Below are 19,686 nucleotides of genomic sequence, written 5' to 3' on the forward strand. Positions count from 1 at the left end.
ATCCTGTCCGTGTTAGAGCGGTTCAGCTTTCACGGAAGCACCGAACCGTTCCATTTTTCTGTTTTCTCGCAATTCCGGACGGAAAACCGCTGCGCAGTTTTCCCGGGATTGCTCTAGTATCAGACCCCGAGCAGAACGCCGCCCAATGAAAAGGTCTCGCCGCTCATTGTCAGCGACATTACGATAGCCAACAAAAACGCTGCAAAACAAGCAAAAATTAGTCCATCGACCCGATCCATGACACCGCCATGGCCGGGAATCAGATGGCTGGAGTCTTTCACGCCAAACTTGCGCTTGATGAACGACTCGAACAAATCGCCGATCTGGCTGCACATGGAAAGCACTAGGGCAAGGATGGGAATCCGCAGCTCATCGGCGGAGAAGAAGCTCCAGACGACCGCAGTTCCCGCGACAACCGCCGCGATGGCACCGCCGATTGCGCCCGACCATGTCTTGCCCGGCGAGATACGCGGGGCGAGCTTTGGGCCACCGATGGCGCGCCCGACGAAATAGGCGAGAATATCCGTTGCCCACACGGTGGCGAAAACAAACAGCATCAGGACGAAGCCGCGCAGATCGTCATCGCGAATCTCTGAAAGCGCAATCGTCGTCAGTCCGGAATAGAATATGCCGGCCGGCAGCCACCAGCTTCTGGCGCGAACCCCGACCATGATCGCCGTGACAATGGCGAAGACCGCCAGAATTTCGATCGAATAAACGGATTCGCCCAGGACCGTCGCCCCGGCAATCAGCACGAGACCAAGCCAGCCGAGGGCATTTCCCTGGGGATCACGGCCATGCAGATCCGTTATCGTCGACCATTCGTAGTAGACGAGCAGACCGATCGCAGCCGAAAGAAGACGAAAGCTCAAGCCGCCATACCAAGTGGCGACAAGGACGATGACGGCGAGAATGATGCCGGAAATAATGCGCAGCCTGAGTTCGCGGCTCATCAGGACCCCACGGCGGCCGCCTGCTTGGCGGAAAGGCCGCCAAAGCGCCGGTCGCGCGCTGCATATTTTTCCAGCGCGGAGAAGAACAGATCACGGCTGAAATCAGGCCAATAGTCCGGCACGAACATGAACTCGGAATAAGCGGCCTGCCACAACAGGAAATTCGAAAGCCGTTCCTCGCCGCTCGTACGGATAATGAGGTCGGGATCGGGAATTCCGGCAGTGTCGAGACGGGCATCGACCAGTTCCGGGCTGATGTCCTGCGGACGCAGCCGCCCGGCCTCGACATCTCTTGCGAGGCTCGCGAAGGCGCGGGTGATCTCGTCGCGCGAGCCATAATTGAAGGCGATCACCAGCGTCAGGGCCGTATTGTTCCGGGTGGTTTCCTCCGCCTCGATCAGCAGAGGCAGAATATCGCCGCGCAGGTTGCTGCGATCACCGATGACGCGAATCCGGACGTTCTGCCGATGAAGTTCTGCGAGATCGCGCCGAATGAAGGCCTTGAGCAAGCCTAGCAAATCGCTGACCTCAGTCTCGGGGCGGCGCCAGTTTTCCGAGGAAAAGGCAAACAGCGTCAGGTATTTGATGCCGATATCGCCGGCAGCCCGGACCGTTTCCCTGACTGCCTCCACGCCCTTGCGGTGACCCATAGTGCGCGGCAGGCCGCGTGCATTGGCCCAGCGACCGTTACCATCCATGATGATGGCAACGTGTTCGGGTACGACAGAGAACATGGGAGCTGACATATGGGTCCGGTTTCGTTCGGCGGAAATACGCTCTGGTCTCGTAATCTAGGGCGCGGCCACCGCTTTCAATATTGCCAAATCAAAAGCGCGGCCTCTCCCCGGCATGCGATCAGACGTGCATGATTTCCTTTTCTTTGTCGGCTAGCAAGCGATCGATTTCCGAAATCGTCTCATCCGTCATCTTCTGCACACGTTCGGAGAGAGAGCGGCTCTCGTCCTGGCCGATTACACCGTCTTTTTCGGCCTTTTTGAGACCATCCATGCCATCGCGGCGAACGTGGCGAATCGCAACCTTCGCCTTTTCCGCGTATTCGTGGGCGACCTTCACCAGCGAACGGCGGCGCTCTTCGTTTAGCTCCGGCAGTGGGATGCGCAGGTTCTGGCCGTCGACGATGGGATTAAGGCCGAGATTGGATTCACGGATGGCACGCTCGACAGCACTGACCATCGACTTGTCCCACACCGAAACCGTCAGCATACGCGGCTCCGGTACTGTGATGTTGGCGACCTGGTTCAGCGGCATGCGCGAACCATAGGCTTCGATCGTGACCGGATCGAGGATGTTGGCGGACGCACGCCCGGTGCGCAGAGAGGCGATATCGCTCTTGAATGCCGAGATGGCGCCATCCATGCGGCGCTTCAGTTCCTTAAGGTCGGTGCCTTCACTCATGTTCATACTCCCGTCGAATAAGGCGGCACCGGGCATGCCCGGCGCCATAGGAACGTCAATTGTCTGATACGATGGTCTTGCGGCCGCCGCCGGTCAAGATTTCCGCGAAACCGCCCTTCTCGTGGATGGAGAAGACGACGATCGGAATGGAGTTCTCGCGCGCGAGCGCCACGGCGGCCACATCCATGACGGCCAATCCCTTCTCGAGCACCTGGCTGTGCGTCAGATGGTCGAAGCGCTCGGCATCGGGGAATTTCTTCGGATCGGCGGAGTAGATGCCGTCGACCTGCGTTCCCTTGAAGATCGCTTCCGCGCCCATCTCGGCGGCTCGCAGCGCAGCGGCGGAATCCGTCGTGAAGAACGGATTGCCGGTGCCGCCGGCAAAAATCACCACGCGGCCGAGCGAGAGATGATAAAGCGTCGCGCGCTGCGAGAAGCTTTCGCAGATTTCCGGCATGGAGATGGCGGAGAGCACCACGGTGTCGATATCGAGCTTGCGCAGCGAGGTCGCGAGCGCCAGCGCATTGATGACGGTGCCGAGCATGCCCATATGGTCGCCGGTCACCCGGTCGCCGCCCTTCGAGGCCACGGCAACGCCGCGGAAAATATTGCCGCCGCCGACGACGACGCCGACCTCGACGCCCATCGCGCGCGCCTGCGCGATATCGCCGGCAATCCGGTCGGCGACGGTCACGTCGATGCCGAAGCCCTGACTGCCCATCAGAGCTTCACCGGAGGCCTTGAGCAACACGCGCTTGTAGATCGGCTGGGACATCGTAGCTCCTTGAAGTGATCATCGGGGAAATGATTGTGCAAGCCGGATACACGAAGGGCACCGCGTTGTCACGCGATGCCCATACGTTTTCCCTGATATGGTTTCGCCAAACCGGGATATGTCTCTTTTCGACCGTGCTTTTCCGCACTTCTTCAAATTGCGGAAAAGCCCTATCGTTTTGTTTCCTTACGCATTCCGAACGGAAAACCGCTATGCACTTTTCCTGGAAATGCTCAGATCAGCCCTTGGCGACAGCCGCAACTTCCGCAGCGAAGTCACTTTCTTCCTTCTCGACGCCTTCGCCGAGCAGCAGGCGGGCCATGCCGGTGATTTCGATCGGGGCGCCGGCGGTCTTTTCAGCTTCCTTGAGGGCAGCGCCAACCGTCAGGTCCGGATTGATGACAAAAGCCTGCGAAAGAAGAGCGACTTCCTCGAAGAACTTGCGCATGCGGCCTTCGACCATCTTCTCAATGATGGCTTCCGGCTTGCCGGATTCGCGGGACTGCTCGATGAAGACGTTGCGTTCGCGCTCGGCGACGGCGGCATCGACCTCTTCGGCGCGGATAGCCAGCGGGTTGGTAGCAGCAATGTGCATGGCAATCTGACGGCCGATCGACGTCAGAACAGCCTTGTCACCGACCGACTTCAGGGCGATCAGAACGCCGAGCTTGCCGATACCGTCGCCAGCAGCGTTATGGATGTAGGTCGCGACGACACCGTGCTCGACTTCCAGCTTGGCGGCACGACGGAGCGTCATGTTCTCGCCGATGGTGGCGATCGCGTCCTTGATGGCGTCGGCGACGGGCTTGCCGGATGCGGGATAGGTCGCAGCCGAAATGGCTTCGACCGTGCCGTTGGTGGACAGCGCGACTTCGGCGATGCCGCGAGCGAGGTCCTGGAAGGCGTCGTTACGAGCAACGAAGTCGGTTTCGGAGTTGAGTTCGACAACAACGGCCTTGTGACCGGCGCCGGCAATGGCAACCAGGCCTTCAGCGGCGGTGCGGCCGGACTTCTTGTCGGCCTTGGAGATGCCCTTGGCGCGCAGCCAGTCGATCGCGGCTTCGATATCGCCGTTCGTTTCGGTCAGCGCCTTCTTGCAGTCCATCATGCCTGCGCCAGACTTTTCGCGCAGTTCTTTCACCAGTGCAGCCGTAATCTCGGTCATAAGCTTCCTCTTGTCGGTTCATACGGTGCGGCAGAAGGCATTAAGCCGAAGCGGCACCGATTTGAGGGACGAAATGTACCCGTAAGTATGACAGCGTTATGAAGCAGCGTCATACTGTGGAATTCTTGATTGGAACATGCCTGGATTTTCCGCCTACAGCGCCACGCGTCACAGATGACGCGCAAAGGTCGCTGTAGCACTTTAAATCTGCTGCATAATTTACCCTTAAATCGATTCCGATTTAAGGAATTATGCAGCGGGCAAGCAGTTACCAAAAACGCGATAAGGCCGCTCGAACTTGTTGAAGTCGCAAACGGCCTTATCCCGGATGTCATTGCGCTTGGGCGGACGGTATATTGTCCGCCGCACCGCGCGATCAGGCTTCGGTGCCGTCCGCCAGGGTCGGCTCGACCGGAGCTTCTTCGGAAGCGCCGAGGTCACGGCCCGATGCGCTCTGCTGGCGAGCAATGCCGTCGATGGCAGCGCGCGAGATCAGGTCGCAGTAGAGAGCGATGGCGCGCGAAGCGTCGTCGTTGCCCGGGATCGGGTAGTCGATGAGGTCCGGATCGCAGTTCGAGTCGATGATGGCGACGACCGGGATGCCGAGGCGCTTGGCTTCGTCGATCGCGATCTTTTCCTTGTTGGTGTCGATGATGAACATCAGGTCCGGCGTGCCGCCCATGTCCTTGATACCGCCGAGGGCCTTGTCGAGCTTTTCGCGCTCGCGCTCAAGGTTCAGACGCTCCTTCTTGGTGAAGCCCTGGGCTTCGCCGGAGAGGATTTCGTCGAGCTTGCGCAGACGCTGGATCGAGTTGGAGATCGTCTTCCAGTTGGTCATCATGCCGCCGAGCCAGCGGGCGTTGACGTAGTACTGAGCCGAACGCTTGGCGCTGTCGGCGATCAGTTCGGACGCCTGACGCTTGGTGCCGACGAACAGAACGCGGCCGCCGCGAGCAACGGTGTCGCTGACGACCTGCAGGGCGCGGCTCAGCATCGGAACCGTCTGGGCGAGGTCGATGATGTGGATGTTGTTACGATCGCCGAAAATGTAGGGCTTCATCTTCGGGTTCCAGCGATGCGTCTGGTGACCGAAGTGAACACCAGCTTCCAGAAGCTGGCGCATAGAAAAATCAGGCAATGCCATGCCTTTGTCTCCTTTACCGGTTGAACCTCCGCAAGGCGAACAGCACCCTCTTCGAGAATGCCACCGGGCGGAACGATCCGGATTTCTCCCGGACAATCCCATGCCTTACGTGTGGAATGCGGGTGCCCATACAGTCGATTCACTTGGAATGCAAGGCTTGAGGCTCAAAATAGCCGATTCTTATCTCAATCCGTCCCGCAGCAGGCTACTGACAGGCCTTTGTATCGAGAACCTCGAGCTTGGTGAGCTTGCCGGTCAATACGAAGTCGCCGTAATCCATGGTGAGATCACGCGTTATGCCGTTCTCGTAGAGTTTGAAGGACATGCGGTAGACAGGGGTGGCGTCGCCGGTGGACTTCTCGTTGAAATAGGCCACGGTCACCGGCCAGAAGGATGTCTTGGCGAAGGCGCCGGCCTTGTCAGCATCGGGATCATCCGTGGCCGGAGGCTGTGCCTTGCCCACGACCGTGGTGGCGATGAGCGGCTTGTCGCCGTCATCGGAGCCGTCGAAGACCTGCGCCTCGAAGAAATTCCTGCCAAGCTTGGCGTTGTGGATGATGTCGAGCATATGTTCCGTCGGGAAGCGGCTTTGGATGAGTTCGACCTGCTTGCTGTGCGGCTGTGTCAGATCGACTTTGATGCCCCTCTGATCGTCGCTTGCAGCTCCCCGCACGTCCTTGTCGAGCTGGTTATCGGTAAAGGACTTTGTCTCGAAGCGGAACAGGCGCTTGCCGAGATCCTCGAATGTCGTCGTCTGCTGGTCGCTGACGCGGGTGGAATCGCCCGTGTCGATCTTGGTCACAAAGCGAAAATTGGTGGTGAACCCGGTGCAATCGGAGCCTTCGAACTCATAGACCATGCGGCCGACCATGCCGGAAATGCCAGAGCGATCGGAAGCATCCTTCAGCTCGAGATCATAGACGGCGCGATGCGCGATCAGCCCGCTCGGGCCGGCTGCATAGGCGGCCGAAGTCCCCAGTGACAGAATGCCCAGCCCCGAAACGACGGCGGCAGCAAGACTCGAGCGGAACATTCATTATCTCCTGTTGGACTCGCATGCGATGTTATAAGAACGCTTTCGGCTGAAACGAGGCTGCCGATCCTAAGTGACGGAATTTAGTCTTGATGCCGGATTTTTGAAGTTTTTACAACAAAACGGGAGATGAAAATGTCCGACGCCATCGAAGGTCGCCTGAAGGAACTCGGCATCGTTCTGCCAGAGGCAGCGGCACCCGCGGCCAACTATGTTCCTTATGTCATCAGCGGCAATCTTCTTTATCTGTCGGGCCAGTTGCCGATGGAAAACGGTAAGATCGGCGTCATCGGCCATCTCGGCAAGGATGTGGATGTCGCAGGCGGCCAGCGCGCGGCCGAACTTTGCGCGATCAATATTCTCGCCCAAGCAAAGGCAGCCCTCGGCGGCGATCTCGGCCGGATCAGGCGGCTGATCAAGCTGAACGGCTTCGTCGCCTCGACGCCCGATTTCGTCGAACAACACCTTGTGATCAACGGCGCATCCAATCTTCTGGCAAATATATTGGGCGAAGCCGGCAAGCATGCCCGCGCCGCCGTCGGCATGGCAGCGCTGCCGCTCAATGCCGCCGTTGAAATCGATGCCATTCTGGAAATTGCATAATGAACAAGCTTGCCTGGTTGACCGAGCGTCCCGTCGCTCACCGCGGCTATCATGACATGAACAAGGAGGTCTGGGAAAACACGCTCTCGGCCTTCAGCCGCGCCATCGAGGCGGGCTTTGCCATCGAGTGCGACCTGCACTATGCCTCCGACGGCGTTCCGGTGGTCTTCCATGATGACGACCTGCAGCGCGTCTGCAACCTGCCGGGCGAAGTGCGCGAGCGCACCTCGGCCGAACTCGGACTGCTATCGGTCGGCGGCACCGAGGACAAGATCCCGACGTTGAAGCAGCTCCTGCGGCTCTGCGACGGCAAGGTGCCGCTCGTGCTCGAACTCAAGGGACGCGAAGGCGACGACGAGGGCTTTGCAGAATCCGTGCTCGAAGTGCTCGAAGGGTACAAAGGCCATGTGGCGCTGATGAGTTTCGACCATTGGCTGCTCAAGGACCTCAAGGCGCTGGAAGCGCCCTACCCTGTGGGATTGACGGCCGAAGGAAACAAGCCCGAGACGTTTTTTCAGCATGACGAAGCCATGCATCTTGGGCTAGACTTCATCTCGTACTTTTACGGCCACCTGCCGAATCCCTTTGTTACGGCGCAACGCCAGCGCGGTATTCCGGTCATCACCTGGACCGTGCGCGACGAAGCGGCCCGCAAACATACATTTGCCAATGCAGACCAGATGACCTTCGAAGGTTTTGACCCGCGCCTGGCCTCATAAATCGGGATCGATTGAAGGAGAGGCTTTGCGCAAACCCAAATTATCGCTGCGCCTACGACATATCCTTCCTGGTGGAGGCGCAGCGGTGAGAGCCCCTCCCTTCCTTCCAAGCGCAAGAGTTTGATGACAGACGAATTATCCATTCGAGTCGAACGATCCTTCAAGAACATCGCCCCGGAGAGCTGGTCGAAGCTGGCCGGAGCGTCCAGAACCGGCAGCATCCTGCCCTACAACCCCTTCGTCTCGCACGCTTTCCTGTCGTCGCTCGAGGAGTCCGGCTCCGCGACCGACAAAACGGGATGGCTCGGCAATCATCTGCTGCTTGAAACCGACGGCGGCGAATTGCTTGGTGCCGTCGTAGGCTACCTGAAGAGCCATAGTCAGGGCGAATATGTCTTCGACCATGGCTGGGCCGATGCTTTCGAGCGTGCCGGCGGCCGCTATTATCCGAAACTGCAATGCTCCATTCCCTTCACACCCGCCACCGGGCCGCGGCTGCTCGTCGCCGAGGGACAGGATAGGAACGTGCTGCAGCCCGCGCTCGCCGAAAGCCTGAAAGAAGTCACCCGGCAGCTCGGCGTTTCCTCGGCTCACATCACCTTCCTGCCGGAAGATGAGGTTTCGGTTTTCGAAACCGACGGCTATCTGCATCGCACCAACCAGCAGTTCCACTTCATCAACGAGGGGTATGCCGATCACGACGCATTCCTGGAGACGCTGGCATCGCGCAAACGCAAGGCGCTGAAGAAGGAGCGGCGCGCGGCGGTCGAGCATGGCATCACCATCGACTGGCTGACTGGCAGCGACCTCACCGAGAACATCTGGGATCAGTTCTTCGCCTTCTATATGGATACCGGCGGCCGCAAATGGGGCCGCCCCTATCTCACCCGGACATTCTATTCGCTGATCGGCGAGCGCATGCCTGACGACATCCTGCTCGTCATGGCGAAGCGCGAAGGCCGTTATATCGCCGGCGCCATCAACTTCATCGGCGGCGAGACGCTGTACGGCCGCCACTGGGGTTGCATCGAGGATCATCCCTTCCTGCATTTCGAGGTCTGCTATCATCAGGCGATCGATTTTGCGCTGAGCAAAGGCTTGAAGCGCGTGGAAGCCGGGGCGCAGGGCGAACACAAGCTGGCGCGCGGCTATCTTCCCGTCATCACGCATTCCGCGCATTATATTGGTCATCAGGGCCTGCGGCGCGCCGTTGCCGACTATCTGAAGCATGAACGGGAGCAGGTGGAGGAGATGAGCGAAATCCTTACCGAGCACAGCCCCTTTCGCAAGGGTGAGCGGCAGGATATCTAACCGTTCGGCATAAACACAAACGCAAGACGAGGAGATACTGGATGACCAGCCCCGCCTATGACGACAACAATATCTTTGCAAAGATCCTGAAAGGCGAGATCCCTTCCTACCGCGTCTACGAGGATGAGCACACCGTCGCCTTCATGGATGTGATGCCGCAGTCGCCGGGCCATACGCTTGTCGTGCCGAAGGCGCCCTCGCGCAATATTTTCGATGCCGACCCGGCTGCATTGCAGCAGGCTATCACTGTGGTGCAGAAGATCGCCGTTGCCGTTCGGGAAGCCTTCGAAGCGGACGGCGTCTATATCGCGCAGTTCAACGAGCCCCCCGCGGGGCAGACCGTCTTCCATCTGCATTTCCACGTCATCCCGCGCCTCGAAGGAGTCGCGCTGAAACCGCATTCGGGCAAGATGGAGGATGGCGCTGTCTTGGCGGAGAACGCCAGGAAGATCATCGAGGCGTTGGCCTGATGCTCTGAACTCTCAAGGTATTTATGAGCTTTTCTGCATAAATACGGAAAACGGCTGCATTATTCCTAATGCAGCCGTTTCATTTTTCTCAAATCACCGATCGGTGATTACTTGCGCGGCACCTTCGGAACCGTGCCGCCGCCCTTGCGCGGTGACTTGCTGTCAGACACGCCGCTTTCGTTCGAAGGCGAGGCCTTGGCCGAGCGGCGGCTGTCGGCTGCCGTTGCAGCCTTGCCGACGCGGCTTCTAGCCTTGACGGTGACATCGCCGTCATCCTCTTCCACCTCGGCCGGCGCATCGCCGACTTCGGCTTCCGGCTTCGGCCGGATCGGAGCGGTGTCGGCGATCGCTTCGAGCAGGATGCCGGTCGAACCGTCTTCCTTCTTGCCGACCGTGACGTTGACGACGCCGCCCTTCTTCAGCTTGCCGAAGAGGATTTCGTTCGCCAGCGGCTTCTTGATGTTTTCCTGGATGACGCGCGCCAGCGGACGGGCGCCCATCTTGTCGTCATAGCCCTTCTCGGACAGCCAGGCGATGGCGTCCTCGTGCAGGTCGAAGGTCACATTCCGTTCGGAAAGCTGCGCTTCCAGCTGCATGATGAACTTCTGAACGACCTTGTGGATAACAGTCGTCGGCAACGGCGCGAAGGGAATGACCGCATCCAGACGGTTGCGGAATTCCGGCGTGAACAGGCGGTTCAGAGCCTCTTCATCCTCACCCGTACGCTTGGACGAACCGAAGCCGATAGCGGCCTTGGCCATTTCCGAAGCGCCCGCATTGGTCGTCATGATGAGGATGACGTTGCGGAAGTCGATCTTCTTGCCGTTATGGTCGGTCAGCGCGCCATGGTCCATGACCTGCAGCAGGATATTGAAGATATCCGGATGCGCTTTCTCGATTTCGTCGAGCAGAACCACACTGTGCGGATGCTGATCGACACCATCGGTCAGGAGACCGCCCTGGTCGAAACCGACATAGCCGGGAGGTGCACCGAGCAGACGGGAAACCGTATGACGTTCCATATATTCCGACATGTCGAAGCGCAGCAGCTCGACGCCGAGCGACGAAGCAAGCTGCTTGGCGACTTCGGTCTTACCGACGCCTGTGGGGCCGGAGAAGACGTAGCAGCCGATCGGCTTGTTCGGTTCGCGCAGGCCCGCGCGGGCGAGCTTGATCGAGGTCGAGAGCGCTTCGATCGCCGTATCCTGGCCGTAGACGACCGAACGCAGTTCCTGTTCGAGGTTGGCGAGAACCATTTCGTCATCCTTGGAAACCGTCTTCGGCGGAATGCGGGCCATGGTCGCGACGGTCGCTTCGATCTCCTTTTCGGTGATCAGCTTGCGACGCTTCGACGGCGGCAGCAGCATCTGTGCGGCACCCGTTTCGTCGATCACGTCGATCGCCTTGTCCGGCAGCTTGCGGTCGGAGATATAGCGAGCCGACAACTCCACGGCCGTCTTGATGGCGTCGTTCGAGTAGCGCAGGTGGTGATACTCTTCGAAATAGGGCTTCAGGCCCTTCATGATTTCGATGGCATCCTCGATGCTCGGCTCGTTGACGTCGATCTTCTGGAAGCGGCGGACGAGTGCCCGATCCTTCTCGAAGAACTGGCGGTATTCCTTGTAGGTGGTCGAACCGATGCAACGGATCGCGCCTGAGGAAAGGGCCGGCTTCAGCAGGTTCGACGCATCCATCGCGCCGCCGGAGGTGGCGCCCGCACCGATGACGGTGTGGATCTCGTCGATGAACAGCACAGCGCCCGGATACTCTTCGAGCTCCTTGACGACCTGCTTCAGGCGTTCCTCGAAATCGCCGCGATAACGGGTGCCGGCCAGCAGCGTGCCCATATCGAGCGAAAAGATCGTAGCATCGGCCAGAGCTTCCGGAACCTTGCCCTCGACGATCCGCTTGGCAAGGCCTTCGGCAATCGCCGTCTTGCCGACGCCGGGGTCGCCGACATAGAGCGGATTGTTCTTCGAGCGGCGGCACAGCACCTGGATGGTGCGGTTGACCTCGGAGTTGCGGCCGATCAGCGGATCGATCTTGCCGTTTTTGGCCTTCTCGTTGAGGTTAACGCAATAGGCCTTCAGCGCATCCTGCTGCTTCTTGCCATTGCCCTCCTCCTGCTCGCCGCGGGAGGTCGGCTTGCTCTCGGATTCGCTTTCCTCGGCGCCGCGCGGCGTGCGGGTCTGGGAGGAGCCCGGGCGCTTGCCGATGCCGTGGGAGATATAGTTGACCGCATCATAGCGGGTCATTTCCTGCTCCTGCAGGAAGAAGGCAGCATGGCTTTCCCGCTCCGCGAAAATCGCAACGAGAACATTGGCGCCCGTCACTTCCTCGCGGCCGGAAGATTGCACATGGATCACGGCACGCTGGATGACGCGCTGGAAGCCGGAGGTCGGCTTCGAGTCCTCGTCATAGCCCGTGACCAGGTTGGAGAGTTCATTATCGACGTATTCAGTCAGAGTCTTACGGAGCGCGTCGAGATCAACATTGCACGCGCCCATGACAGCTGCGGCATCGGCGTCGTCTACCAGCGCCAAAAGCAGATGTTCCAGCGTGGCATACTCGTGATGCCGCTCGTTCGCGTAGGTCAGTGCCTGATGCAGCGCCTTCTCAAGACTAGGCGAAAATGTTGGCACGTTCAGATCCTCACTTCTTTTCCATAACACATTGCAGCGGATGCTGGTGCTGCCGGGCAAAATCCATCACCTGGCTCACCTTCGTTTCGGCTACTTCATATGTATATATCCCGCACTCGCCCACGCCGTGATTGTGGACATGAAGCATGATGCGGGTGGCACTCTCGAGATCCTTTTGAAAGAAACGCTCCAGGATATGGATCACGAAGTCCATGGGCGTATAGTCATCATTCAGAAGCAGCACGCGGTATAGATTGGGTTTCTTGGTTTTGGGCTTGGTGCGCGTAATCACCGAGGTCCCGCGATTTCCGTTGTCCCCGTTCCTTTCGCTGTTGTTTTGCATCCGGATCGGCTCAGCGATCATTTCATTCATTCCTCAAATCATCCGGCAGAAGCTATCGCATTCCGACTTGGCACTGGGGTTGGGTTCTTCACTTGGTCGGGCCGGATATCCGAACCTCTAACTTAGTTCATATTGGCGTGATTTTAAGCCCCTTGCTGGACACTGCAATCACAATTCGCTGACAAAGCGGGCTGCGGCCAAAAAAGTCGCTGCATATCCTTGGCTCAGGTTCGGCACGCCAAAACGCAAAAGACCGGCCACGCGTCGCGTAGCCGGTCCTTCCGGAAATTTGCCTTTCGGCGAGAACTTAAGCGGCGGTTGCCGTTGCGGCGGCCTTGCCGGCAGCCTTGGTCGCGGCAGCGACAGGCGCTTCATACGGCTTATAGGCGGTCTTGGCGAGATCGGCATACATTTCGCCGAGCTTGGTGGCTTCGGCGATGAAGTTTTCATAGGAGGACTTCACATAGCTGCTCTGCAGTTCGAAGGCAGCTTCGAAGCTCTTGACTCCGGCGAGCGTTTCAAAGTGTGCAACACCATCCTGGAAAGATTTCTTGGAATATTCTGCAGCTTCGGCAGCAATCGCCTGAAAGCCCTTGGTGACATCGGAATAGCTCTTCAGCGCCGTGTCCATGGCTTCCTTGCCCTTCTTGTTCGCTTCATCGAAATTGAACATGCTTCTCCGTCCCTTGTTGGCCGGCCGACGGCCGGTTTACAGGGTAAAGCTTAAATGCGCCGCACAATTAGTCAAGTAGTCTTGTGCGACGCAATATCTTCCCTTAGTTGCATTTCCGATAACAATACGGTGTCAGCGACGATGAGTGCGCCGCATCATTTTGTTTTTTCTAATATATATCATCGTCCTTGCAACCACAGGCTTTGGTCAAAATATTGGCAGCTAGACTGGAAAAGCAGCGGCGATTCAAAACGGCTCCGGAATGATTAAATCGGCAATTGCCAAAGAAAAAGGCCGCATTTCAATGAAATACGGCCCGAATGTTCAATCACTGTACGAGATCGACAAAATCAGAGATCGACGTCCAGGATCGCCATCGAGAAATTATAGGAGCGATCGCCATCTTCATCATCGATATAGACGACGCCCAGAAACTCTTCGCCGAGATAGACTTCCGCAGAATCGTTCTTGCGCGGACGGGCCTTCACCACCATCTGCGGGTTGAACGTGCGCTTGAAATAGGCGTCGAGCTTCTTGATTTCTTCAGGCTTCACAATGCTTCTCCGTGAGGATCTCGGTTGGCTGCTTCTTGCATAGGAAAAGCGGCGGTGTAAAGACCGGAGGCGTGCATACCTTTCCGCCGACAGCGTAAGCCTCCGAAAGTCAGGCTGAATTTTTCCTAGATTCCCGCACCTAGGATCTGATCGACGACCATGCGTTCGGCGAGCAACTGATCCATGGAGCGCGACGGCTCGGAACAACCGGCCTCGCCGACCACCTTAGCCGGAACGCCGGCAACCGTCGTCTTCGGCGGCACTTCCTTCAGCACCACGGAGCCGGCGGCTATGCGCGAGCAATGGCCGATCTGGATATTGCCGAGAATTTTGGCACCGGCGCCGATCAATACGCCATGGGCGATTTTCGGATGACGGTCGCTGCCTTCCTTGCCGGTTCCGCCAAGCGTGACCCCGTGCAGGATCGAGACGTTGTCGCCGATCACGGCCGTTTCACCCACAACGAGGCCGGTCGCGTGGTCGAGGAAGATTCCCTTGCCGATGCGCGCCGCCGGATTGATGTCTGTCTGGAAGATGCTGGAGGAACGGCTCTGCAGATAGAGCGCGAAATCGCGGCGGCCGTGATTGTAGAGCCAGTGCGCAAGGCGATGCGTCTGCAACGCGTGGAATCCCTTGAAATAAAGCACGGGCTCCAGGAAACGCAGGCAGGCGGGATCACGGTCGTAGACGGCCTGGATATCGACGCGGAGAATCGACCCCCATTCGGGCCAGTCGGCCAGCATCTCCTCGAACGTTTGCCGCAGGAGGATGGCCTGCATGTCGGGATGATCGAGGCGCTCGCAGATGCGATAGATGACGCATTCCTCCAGCGAACGGTGATTGATAATCGTCGAATAGAGGAAGGCGGCAAGCAGCGGATCCCGCTCGGCAGCGGCGCGAGCTTCCTCGCGCATGCTGTCCCAGATAGGATCCATGACCTTAACCGCGCCCAAGCCCTCTACTGGGCGAATGTCCGTTGCTGCGACCATTGGCGGCCTCCCGATTTTCTGTCAGGGGTGCATTATATAGAATAAATGCCACACAAGACAAATGGGTCGGTCAGGTGATGAATTTCGAGCATGATTTTGCCGGCGGTCTCATCCGCGCGACGTGCGGCGATGCCATCGGCACCATCACCATCAGTAACCCCGATCGGAAAAATGCGGTGACCGCCGCCATGTGGCGCGCCATCCCCCAGGCCGTGCGCATCCTGACCGACGAAGCGCACGCGCATGTGGTCGTCCTTCGCGGCAGCGGCGCGGATTTTTCCGCCGGCGCCGATATCAGCGAATTCGACAGCGAGCGCAAGAACTCCGCGACAGCGGTCTCCTACGAGGCGTTGAACAGCCGGGCTTTCGAGGCAATCCGGCATTGCCGCGTGCCGACGATCGCTGCAATCCGCGGCATCTGCTATGGCGGCGGCTTCGGACTGGCGGCGGCCTGCGATTTGCGGATCGCCGAACGAGGCGCCCGGTTTTCCGTCCCCGCCGTTCGCCTCGGCATCGCCTATCCAGCTGATGCCGTGCAGGACATCGTCAATGCCCTCGGAGCGCAGATGGCCAAGGTCACGCTGTTCACGGGCGCGCCTATGTCGAGCGAGAAGATGGTTGCCGCCGGTTTTCTTCTTGAGGAAATCGACGCAAGTGCTTTCGACAGTGAAGTCTCCGCCCTCGCCCACGCGATCGCTGCCAATGCGCCGATCGCGCTGCACGCCTCGAAACTCGCGATCCGCGCCGCCATCGAGCAGAATTCCGACCTGCTGCGCGAAGCGGAGGTGATCGGCGCCGAGACCTTCGACAGCGCCGATTATGCCGAGGGCCGCGCTGCTTTTGCCGAGCGGCGCAAACCCCATTTCACCGGCAGGTGATTTGAAACCTAACGCTTCTCCAAGCGCTGGTAGAATTCCAGAACCGCTGCCTTGAAGATCTTATCGCCGACCGCCAGCATATGGTCGCGGTTCGGGATGTCGATGGCCTCCGCATTCGGCATCAGTGCAGCCAATTCCTGACCGGAGCCGGCAATATCGTCCCTGGTGCCGACGGCGATCAAAGCCGGCGCCTCGATCCTTGCCACATCTTCCCTCGCCGCCAGATCGCGCGAGCCCTGAATACAGGCGGCCAGCGCGTGTCGGTCGCTTTTGGTCTGCTCGGCAAAGGCGCGAAACATGCGCCCGCGCGGATGCGTGACGTCATCGAGCGACGGCGCCACCAGAGCGTCCGCGATCGGATCCCAGTCGCCGACCCCCTCGACCATGCCGATGCCAAGCCCCCCCAGCACCAGCGAGCGGACACGATCGGGATGCGCGATCGCCATGAAAGTGGCAACGCGCGCGCCCATGGAATAACCCATCACGTGTGCCTCGGGGATAGCCAGATGGTCTAGCAGTGCCACGGCATCCTCGGCCATGATCCAGGGGTGGTAGACATCGGCGTCATAAAGCTTGTCGCTCAAGCCGTGGCCACGATTGTCGATGGCGATCACACGGTAACCCGCTTCGCCCAATGTCTTGAGCCAGCCCGGATTGACCCAGTTCGCAATCGCCGTCGAGGCAAAACCGTGAATCAGCAGCACCGGGGCGCCGCTGGGATCGCCTTCATCGAAAAAGGCAAGCTTCAATCCATCTCTGACGAAATTGGACATCCTGGGAGCATTCAAATTCATGGCTTCGTCTTTACAAGCTTGGTTCTGTTGGCGCCGGACCATATTTTATCGGCAGTATCAAATGAACCCTATGCCTGCGAAAATCTCTGCATCAAGCCGGACTTTCGCACTACACAATCGGGAAGAAGGATTATAAAGAGGGGCTACTAAGTCTGGCGCAACATTCATGCCGCTCACGGCAGGACGCATTCGGAGATCATCATGGCCGGCCACAATATTCCCCATTTCCAGAACGACGGCGGACATCGCGTCATCGAAATCGGCGTGAAGGAATTCATGTGCACCGGCGCTTCGGTTCCCTACGATCATCCGCACATCTTCATCGATCTCGGCGACGAGACGGAGAAAGTCTGCTCCTACTGCTCGACGCTTTATCGCTACAATCCGTCGCTGAAGGCGGATCAGACCAACCCCGCCGGCTGCGTCTTCCACTTCAAGGCAGCCTAATCCCGTCGATTGCGATCGGACACAATCGATGCCGGTCAAAAGAGCCGCCATCGTCGGCGCCGGAATAGCCGGATTGACGGCAGCGCTGGCGCTGGCAAGACATGGCATAGAATCGGACATTTTCGAACAGGCCGGAGCGCTGACCGAAGTCGGCGCCGGCTTGCAAATATCCCCGAACGCTTCCCGCATCCTCGACACGCTTGGCGTGCTCGATGCGCTTCGGCCCGTCTGGCTGGAGCCTGACGAGGTTCAGCTGGTTTCCGGCTCCTCGCTACGGCAAATCGCATCCGTCCCATGCGGGAATTTTGCAAGACACCGGTGGGGCGCACCCTACGGGACGGCGCATCGCGCCACGCTGCAGAAGGCGCTTCTCGAAGCCGTCGCCGGCAATGCGCTGTGCAGACTGCATCTTGGCCGACGCATCGATATTGAAGACCAAGCGATACCGGACGCGATTGCTGACCGCGACTTTGATCTCGTCATCGGCGCCGATGGCGTCTGGTCGAAGACACGCGCATTCGTGCCCGGCGCCCCCTCGCCACTCTTTTCCGGAAACATCGCATGGCGTTTCACGATGCCGGAAGCATCCGCGCCGTCGATCCTGAACCGCACCAGCGTCACGGCCTTTCTCGGCCGCTCCAGCCATCTCGTTTGCTACCCGATCAGGGAAAATGCTGCGTTCAATATGGTTGCGATCGTTTCCGGCAGCAGCGCCAGCCATGACTGGAACGCCACCGGCAGCAAGGTTCAGCGAGAAAGTATGCTGCGCGGCTTCTCCCGCTGGAACGATGCGATCCTGCACATGCTGGAAAGACAGGAGCAGGCGAGCTTCTGGCCACTCTACGAGATCGGTGACGGCCGCTGGCACAACGGCAAAGACACGATCCTGATCGGCGACGCCGCGCATGCGATGATGCCGTTTGCGGCTCAGGGCGCGGCGATGGCGATTGAGGATGCCTTCGAGCTGGCGGGTATGCTGGCGACACGTCCGCTGGCGGAAGCGTTCGATCTCTACGAGAAACATCGAGCTCCGCGTATCGCCCGCCTGCGCCAGCGCGCCGCCTTCAATCAATTCGCCTATCACGCGCGCGGGCCGATCCGGATGGCGCGCGACCTCGTCCTTTCGTTCCGTCCGCCGCAAAGCCTCGCGGCGGACATGGACTGGATCTACGGCTATCGCGCCATCGGCTGATCAAGCCTCCCACAGCGCCGCGCGTCACATGTGACGCGCGGCGCTGTAACACTTTCAACCTGCTGCATAACTTTATCCTTAAATCGATCCCGATTTAAGGAATTATGCGGCAGCTGCGGCGAAGCCCTTCTCGATATCCGCCTTGATATCGGCGACGTCTTCGAGGCCGATCTGCAGACGGATAACCGGACCCTCCGTCGGAGCCTTGGTGACGCGCCGGTCATTGAGATTGACGTGCAGGGCAAGGCTTTCGAAGCCGCCCCAGGAATAGCCGAGACCGAAAATGCGTAAGGCATCGAGGAAGGCATGGGCTTTCGCCTTGAACTTCTGCGCATCGTCGACTGCGAGAACGAAAGAGAATATCCCGCTTGCGCCTTTGAAATCGCGCTTCCACAATTCGTGGCCAGGGAAGCTCGGTAGGGCCGGATGCAGTACGCGTGCGACCTCTTCCCTGCCCTCGAGCCACCGAGCGATCGCAAGCGCGCTCTCCTGATGCCGCTCCAGGCGCACACCCATGGTCCGCAGACCGCGCAGCACCTGATAGGCATCGTCCGGCGCACCGCAGAGGCCGAGCTGCCCATGCGCGCCGATCAACTGCTTCCAATGCGCCGCATTGGCGGAGACGGTTCCCATCAGAATATCGGAATGGCCGGCCGGATATTTCGTGACCGCATGAATGGAGACGTCGATACCGTGATCGAGCGGCTTGAAAAAGAGCGGCGTCGCCCAGGTATTGTCCATCGTTACCACGCAGCCATGCCGGTGAGCCGCCGCCGAGATGGCGGGAATATCCTGCATCTCGAAAGTATTGGAACCCGGCGCCTCGGTGTGAACCAGCCTGGTATTCGGTCTGATCAATTGTTCGATGCCGGCTCCGATCATGGGATCGTAGTACTCAACCTCGATACCCAAGCGCTTCAGCATGGTGTCGCAGAAGAAGCGTGTCGGGCCGTAGACCGAATCAACGATCAGGGCATGATCACCGGCAGACAAATAAGCGAGGAATGGCACGGTGACCGCCGCAAGCCCGGACGGCACGAGGATCGTTCCAGCCGACCCTTCCAGCGCATCGATCGCCTCGCAGAGCGCATCCGTCGTCGGCGTGCCGCGTGTGCCATAGGTATATTTCTGGTCGTGCGTCTCCATGACGCGCGCATTGGGGAACAGCACCGTGGAAGCATGGACGACGGGCGGATTGACGAATCCGTGAAAATCGAAGGGCGAGTTGCCGATATGGGATAAACGCGTGTTGATGCCGGCGTTCTGCAGCAATGTGTCTTTGTCTTTCATATCCGGATATGCCTTTGGCGCTGTAGGAAACCGGAGTTGTGGCGGGCAAGTCCGGTGGGGTCAACCCCGATCCTTCCCGCAGTGCTTTTTATTCGAAGGCTAAAATAACGAAACCATTGAAAAAACTCCAATTTCGCGCAGTTTTTCGGCAAAATGCCGCCCATTTTGGCGCCAAACGCCATTTTTTCAGCCGCGAAAGGCAAAAATGCCGAATAAATCCGCAATTATTGAGGCGATCTCTTGACCGCTACACCATTTGCGACTGTGATAGAACCACTCGCACCGGGAGGGGAAG

The 19,686-nt window shown here is 59.0% G+C and carries 21 protein-coding genes; 7 read left to right on the top strand and 14 right to left on the bottom strand.

Annotated features, from left to right (window positions below):
* Window positions 1–119 precede the first annotated feature (119 nt).
* From DQ393_RS05770 to DQ393_RS05800, 7 genes are all read right to left on the bottom strand, one after another.
* Complete coding sequence (locus tag DQ393_RS05770; protein WP_112340841.1) at window positions 120–953, bottom strand: phosphatidate cytidylyltransferase; 834 nt, start codon at window positions 951–953, stop codon at window positions 120–122.
* Entirely contained in the window at window positions 953–1,699 is a 747-nt protein-coding gene (locus DQ393_RS05775) for an isoprenyl transferase (protein WP_112340842.1), read from the bottom strand. The genes DQ393_RS05770 and DQ393_RS05775 overlap by 1 nt, the downstream gene beginning before the upstream one ends.
* 109 nt (window positions 1,700–1,808) lie before the next feature.
* Entirely contained in the window at window positions 1,809–2,369 is a 561-nt protein-coding gene (frr, locus tag DQ393_RS05780) for a ribosome recycling factor (protein WP_112340843.1), read from the bottom strand.
* A gap of 55 nt (window positions 2,370–2,424) precedes the next feature.
* Window positions 2,425–3,144, bottom strand: a complete 720-nt coding sequence (pyrH, locus tag DQ393_RS05785; RefSeq protein WP_047633286.1) for a UMP kinase — start codon at window positions 3,142–3,144, stop codon at window positions 2,425–2,427.
* A 238-nt stretch (window positions 3,145–3,382) separates the two neighbouring features.
* The gene (gene tsf, locus DQ393_RS05790) at window positions 3,383–4,309 is read right to left on the bottom strand and encodes a translation elongation factor Ts (protein ID WP_112340844.1); all 927 of its coding nucleotides are present in this window, start codon (window positions 4,307–4,309) and stop codon (window positions 3,383–3,385) included.
* A 376-nt stretch (window positions 4,310–4,685) separates the two neighbouring features.
* Entirely contained in the window at window positions 4,686–5,453 is a 768-nt protein-coding gene (gene rpsB / locus DQ393_RS05795; protein WP_047633284.1) for a 30S ribosomal protein S2, read from the bottom strand.
* A gap of 205 nt (window positions 5,454–5,658) precedes the next feature.
* Entirely contained in the window at window positions 5,659–6,486 is an 828-nt protein-coding gene (locus DQ393_RS05800) for a cell envelope integrity EipB family protein (RefSeq protein WP_112340845.1), read from the bottom strand.
* Between the two features lie 135 nt (window positions 6,487–6,621).
* On the opposite strand from DQ393_RS05800, the gene DQ393_RS05805 reads away from it, so the two are divergent.
* From DQ393_RS05805 to DQ393_RS05820, 4 genes are all read left to right on the top strand, one after another.
* Entirely contained in the window at window positions 6,622–7,089 is a 468-nt protein-coding gene (locus tag DQ393_RS05805; protein ID WP_112340846.1) for a RidA family protein, read from the top strand.
* Window positions 7,089–7,808, top strand: a complete 720-nt coding sequence (locus DQ393_RS05810; protein WP_112340847.1) for a glycerophosphodiester phosphodiesterase — start codon at window positions 7,089–7,091, stop codon at window positions 7,806–7,808. Before DQ393_RS05805 ends, DQ393_RS05810 begins: the two co-directional genes overlap by 1 nt.
* 123 nt (window positions 7,809–7,931) lie before the next feature.
* Window positions 7,932–9,119: a GNAT family N-acetyltransferase gene (locus DQ393_RS05815; RefSeq protein ID WP_112340848.1), complete on the top strand. Its 1,188-nt coding sequence runs from the start codon at window positions 7,932–7,934 to the stop codon at window positions 9,117–9,119.
* A 41-nt stretch (window positions 9,120–9,160) separates the two neighbouring features.
* Entirely contained in the window at window positions 9,161–9,589 is a 429-nt protein-coding gene (locus DQ393_RS05820) for an HIT family protein (RefSeq protein WP_112340849.1), read from the top strand.
* Between the two features lie 107 nt (window positions 9,590–9,696).
* On the opposite strand, the gene clpA is transcribed toward DQ393_RS05820, so the two are convergent.
* The 5 genes from clpA to cysE form a co-directional block, all read right to left on the bottom strand.
* Complete coding sequence (gene clpA / locus DQ393_RS05825; RefSeq protein ID WP_112340850.1) at window positions 9,697–12,231, bottom strand: ATP-dependent Clp protease ATP-binding subunit ClpA; 2,535 nt, start codon at window positions 12,229–12,231, stop codon at window positions 9,697–9,699.
* 10 nt (window positions 12,232–12,241) lie between these two features.
* On the bottom strand, window positions 12,242–12,595 hold the full coding sequence (gene clpS / locus DQ393_RS05830) for an ATP-dependent Clp protease adapter ClpS (protein WP_069612294.1): 354 nt from the start codon (window positions 12,593–12,595) through the stop codon (window positions 12,242–12,244).
* A gap of 286 nt (window positions 12,596–12,881) precedes the next feature.
* A complete protein-coding gene (locus DQ393_RS05835) occupies window positions 12,882–13,247 on the bottom strand; it encodes a phasin family protein (protein WP_112340851.1) in 366 nt (121 codons plus the stop codon).
* Window positions 13,248–13,597: 350 nt separating this feature from the next.
* The gene (locus DQ393_RS05840; protein WP_112340852.1) at window positions 13,598–13,801 is read right to left on the bottom strand and encodes a DUF3126 family protein; all 204 of its coding nucleotides are present in this window, start codon (window positions 13,799–13,801) and stop codon (window positions 13,598–13,600) included.
* A gap of 125 nt (window positions 13,802–13,926) precedes the next feature.
* Window positions 13,927–14,790: a serine O-acetyltransferase gene (gene cysE, locus DQ393_RS05845; RefSeq protein WP_112340853.1), complete on the bottom strand. Its 864-nt coding sequence runs from the start codon at window positions 14,788–14,790 to the stop codon at window positions 13,927–13,929.
* A gap of 77 nt (window positions 14,791–14,867) precedes the next feature.
* Between cysE and DQ393_RS05850 the strand changes: the two genes are divergently transcribed.
* Window positions 14,868–15,668, top strand: coding sequence for an enoyl-CoA hydratase-related protein (locus DQ393_RS05850; protein WP_112340854.1), 801 nt, complete (start codon window positions 14,868–14,870; stop codon window positions 15,666–15,668).
* A gap of 8 nt (window positions 15,669–15,676) precedes the next feature.
* On the opposite strand, the gene DQ393_RS05855 is transcribed toward DQ393_RS05850, so the two are convergent.
* A complete protein-coding gene (locus DQ393_RS05855; protein WP_112340855.1) occupies window positions 15,677–16,462 on the bottom strand; it encodes an alpha/beta fold hydrolase in 786 nt (261 codons plus the stop codon).
* Between the two features lie 201 nt (window positions 16,463–16,663).
* On the opposite strand from DQ393_RS05855, the gene DQ393_RS05860 reads away from it, so the two are divergent.
* Together DQ393_RS05860 and DQ393_RS05865 are read left to right on the top strand one after the other, a co-directional pair.
* Window positions 16,664–16,909, top strand: a complete 246-nt coding sequence (locus DQ393_RS05860; protein ID WP_112340856.1) for a zinc-finger domain-containing protein — start codon at window positions 16,664–16,666, stop codon at window positions 16,907–16,909.
* 28 nt (window positions 16,910–16,937) lie between these two features.
* Window positions 16,938–18,101, top strand: coding sequence for an FAD-dependent monooxygenase (locus DQ393_RS05865; protein ID WP_112340857.1), 1,164 nt, complete (start codon window positions 16,938–16,940; stop codon window positions 18,099–18,101).
* Between the two features lie 102 nt (window positions 18,102–18,203).
* Here the strand turns inward: DQ393_RS05865 and DQ393_RS05870 are convergent, their stop codons facing one another.
* Window positions 18,204–19,391, bottom strand: a complete 1,188-nt coding sequence (locus DQ393_RS05870; RefSeq protein WP_112340858.1) for a cystathionine beta-lyase — start codon at window positions 19,389–19,391, stop codon at window positions 18,204–18,206.
* Window positions 19,392–19,686 lie beyond the last annotated feature (295 nt).

This window comes from Martinezella tropici, assembly GCF_003287875.1.
Taxonomy (GTDB): domain Bacteria; phylum Pseudomonadota; class Alphaproteobacteria; order Rhizobiales; family Rhizobiaceae; genus Rhizobium; species Rhizobium tropici_C.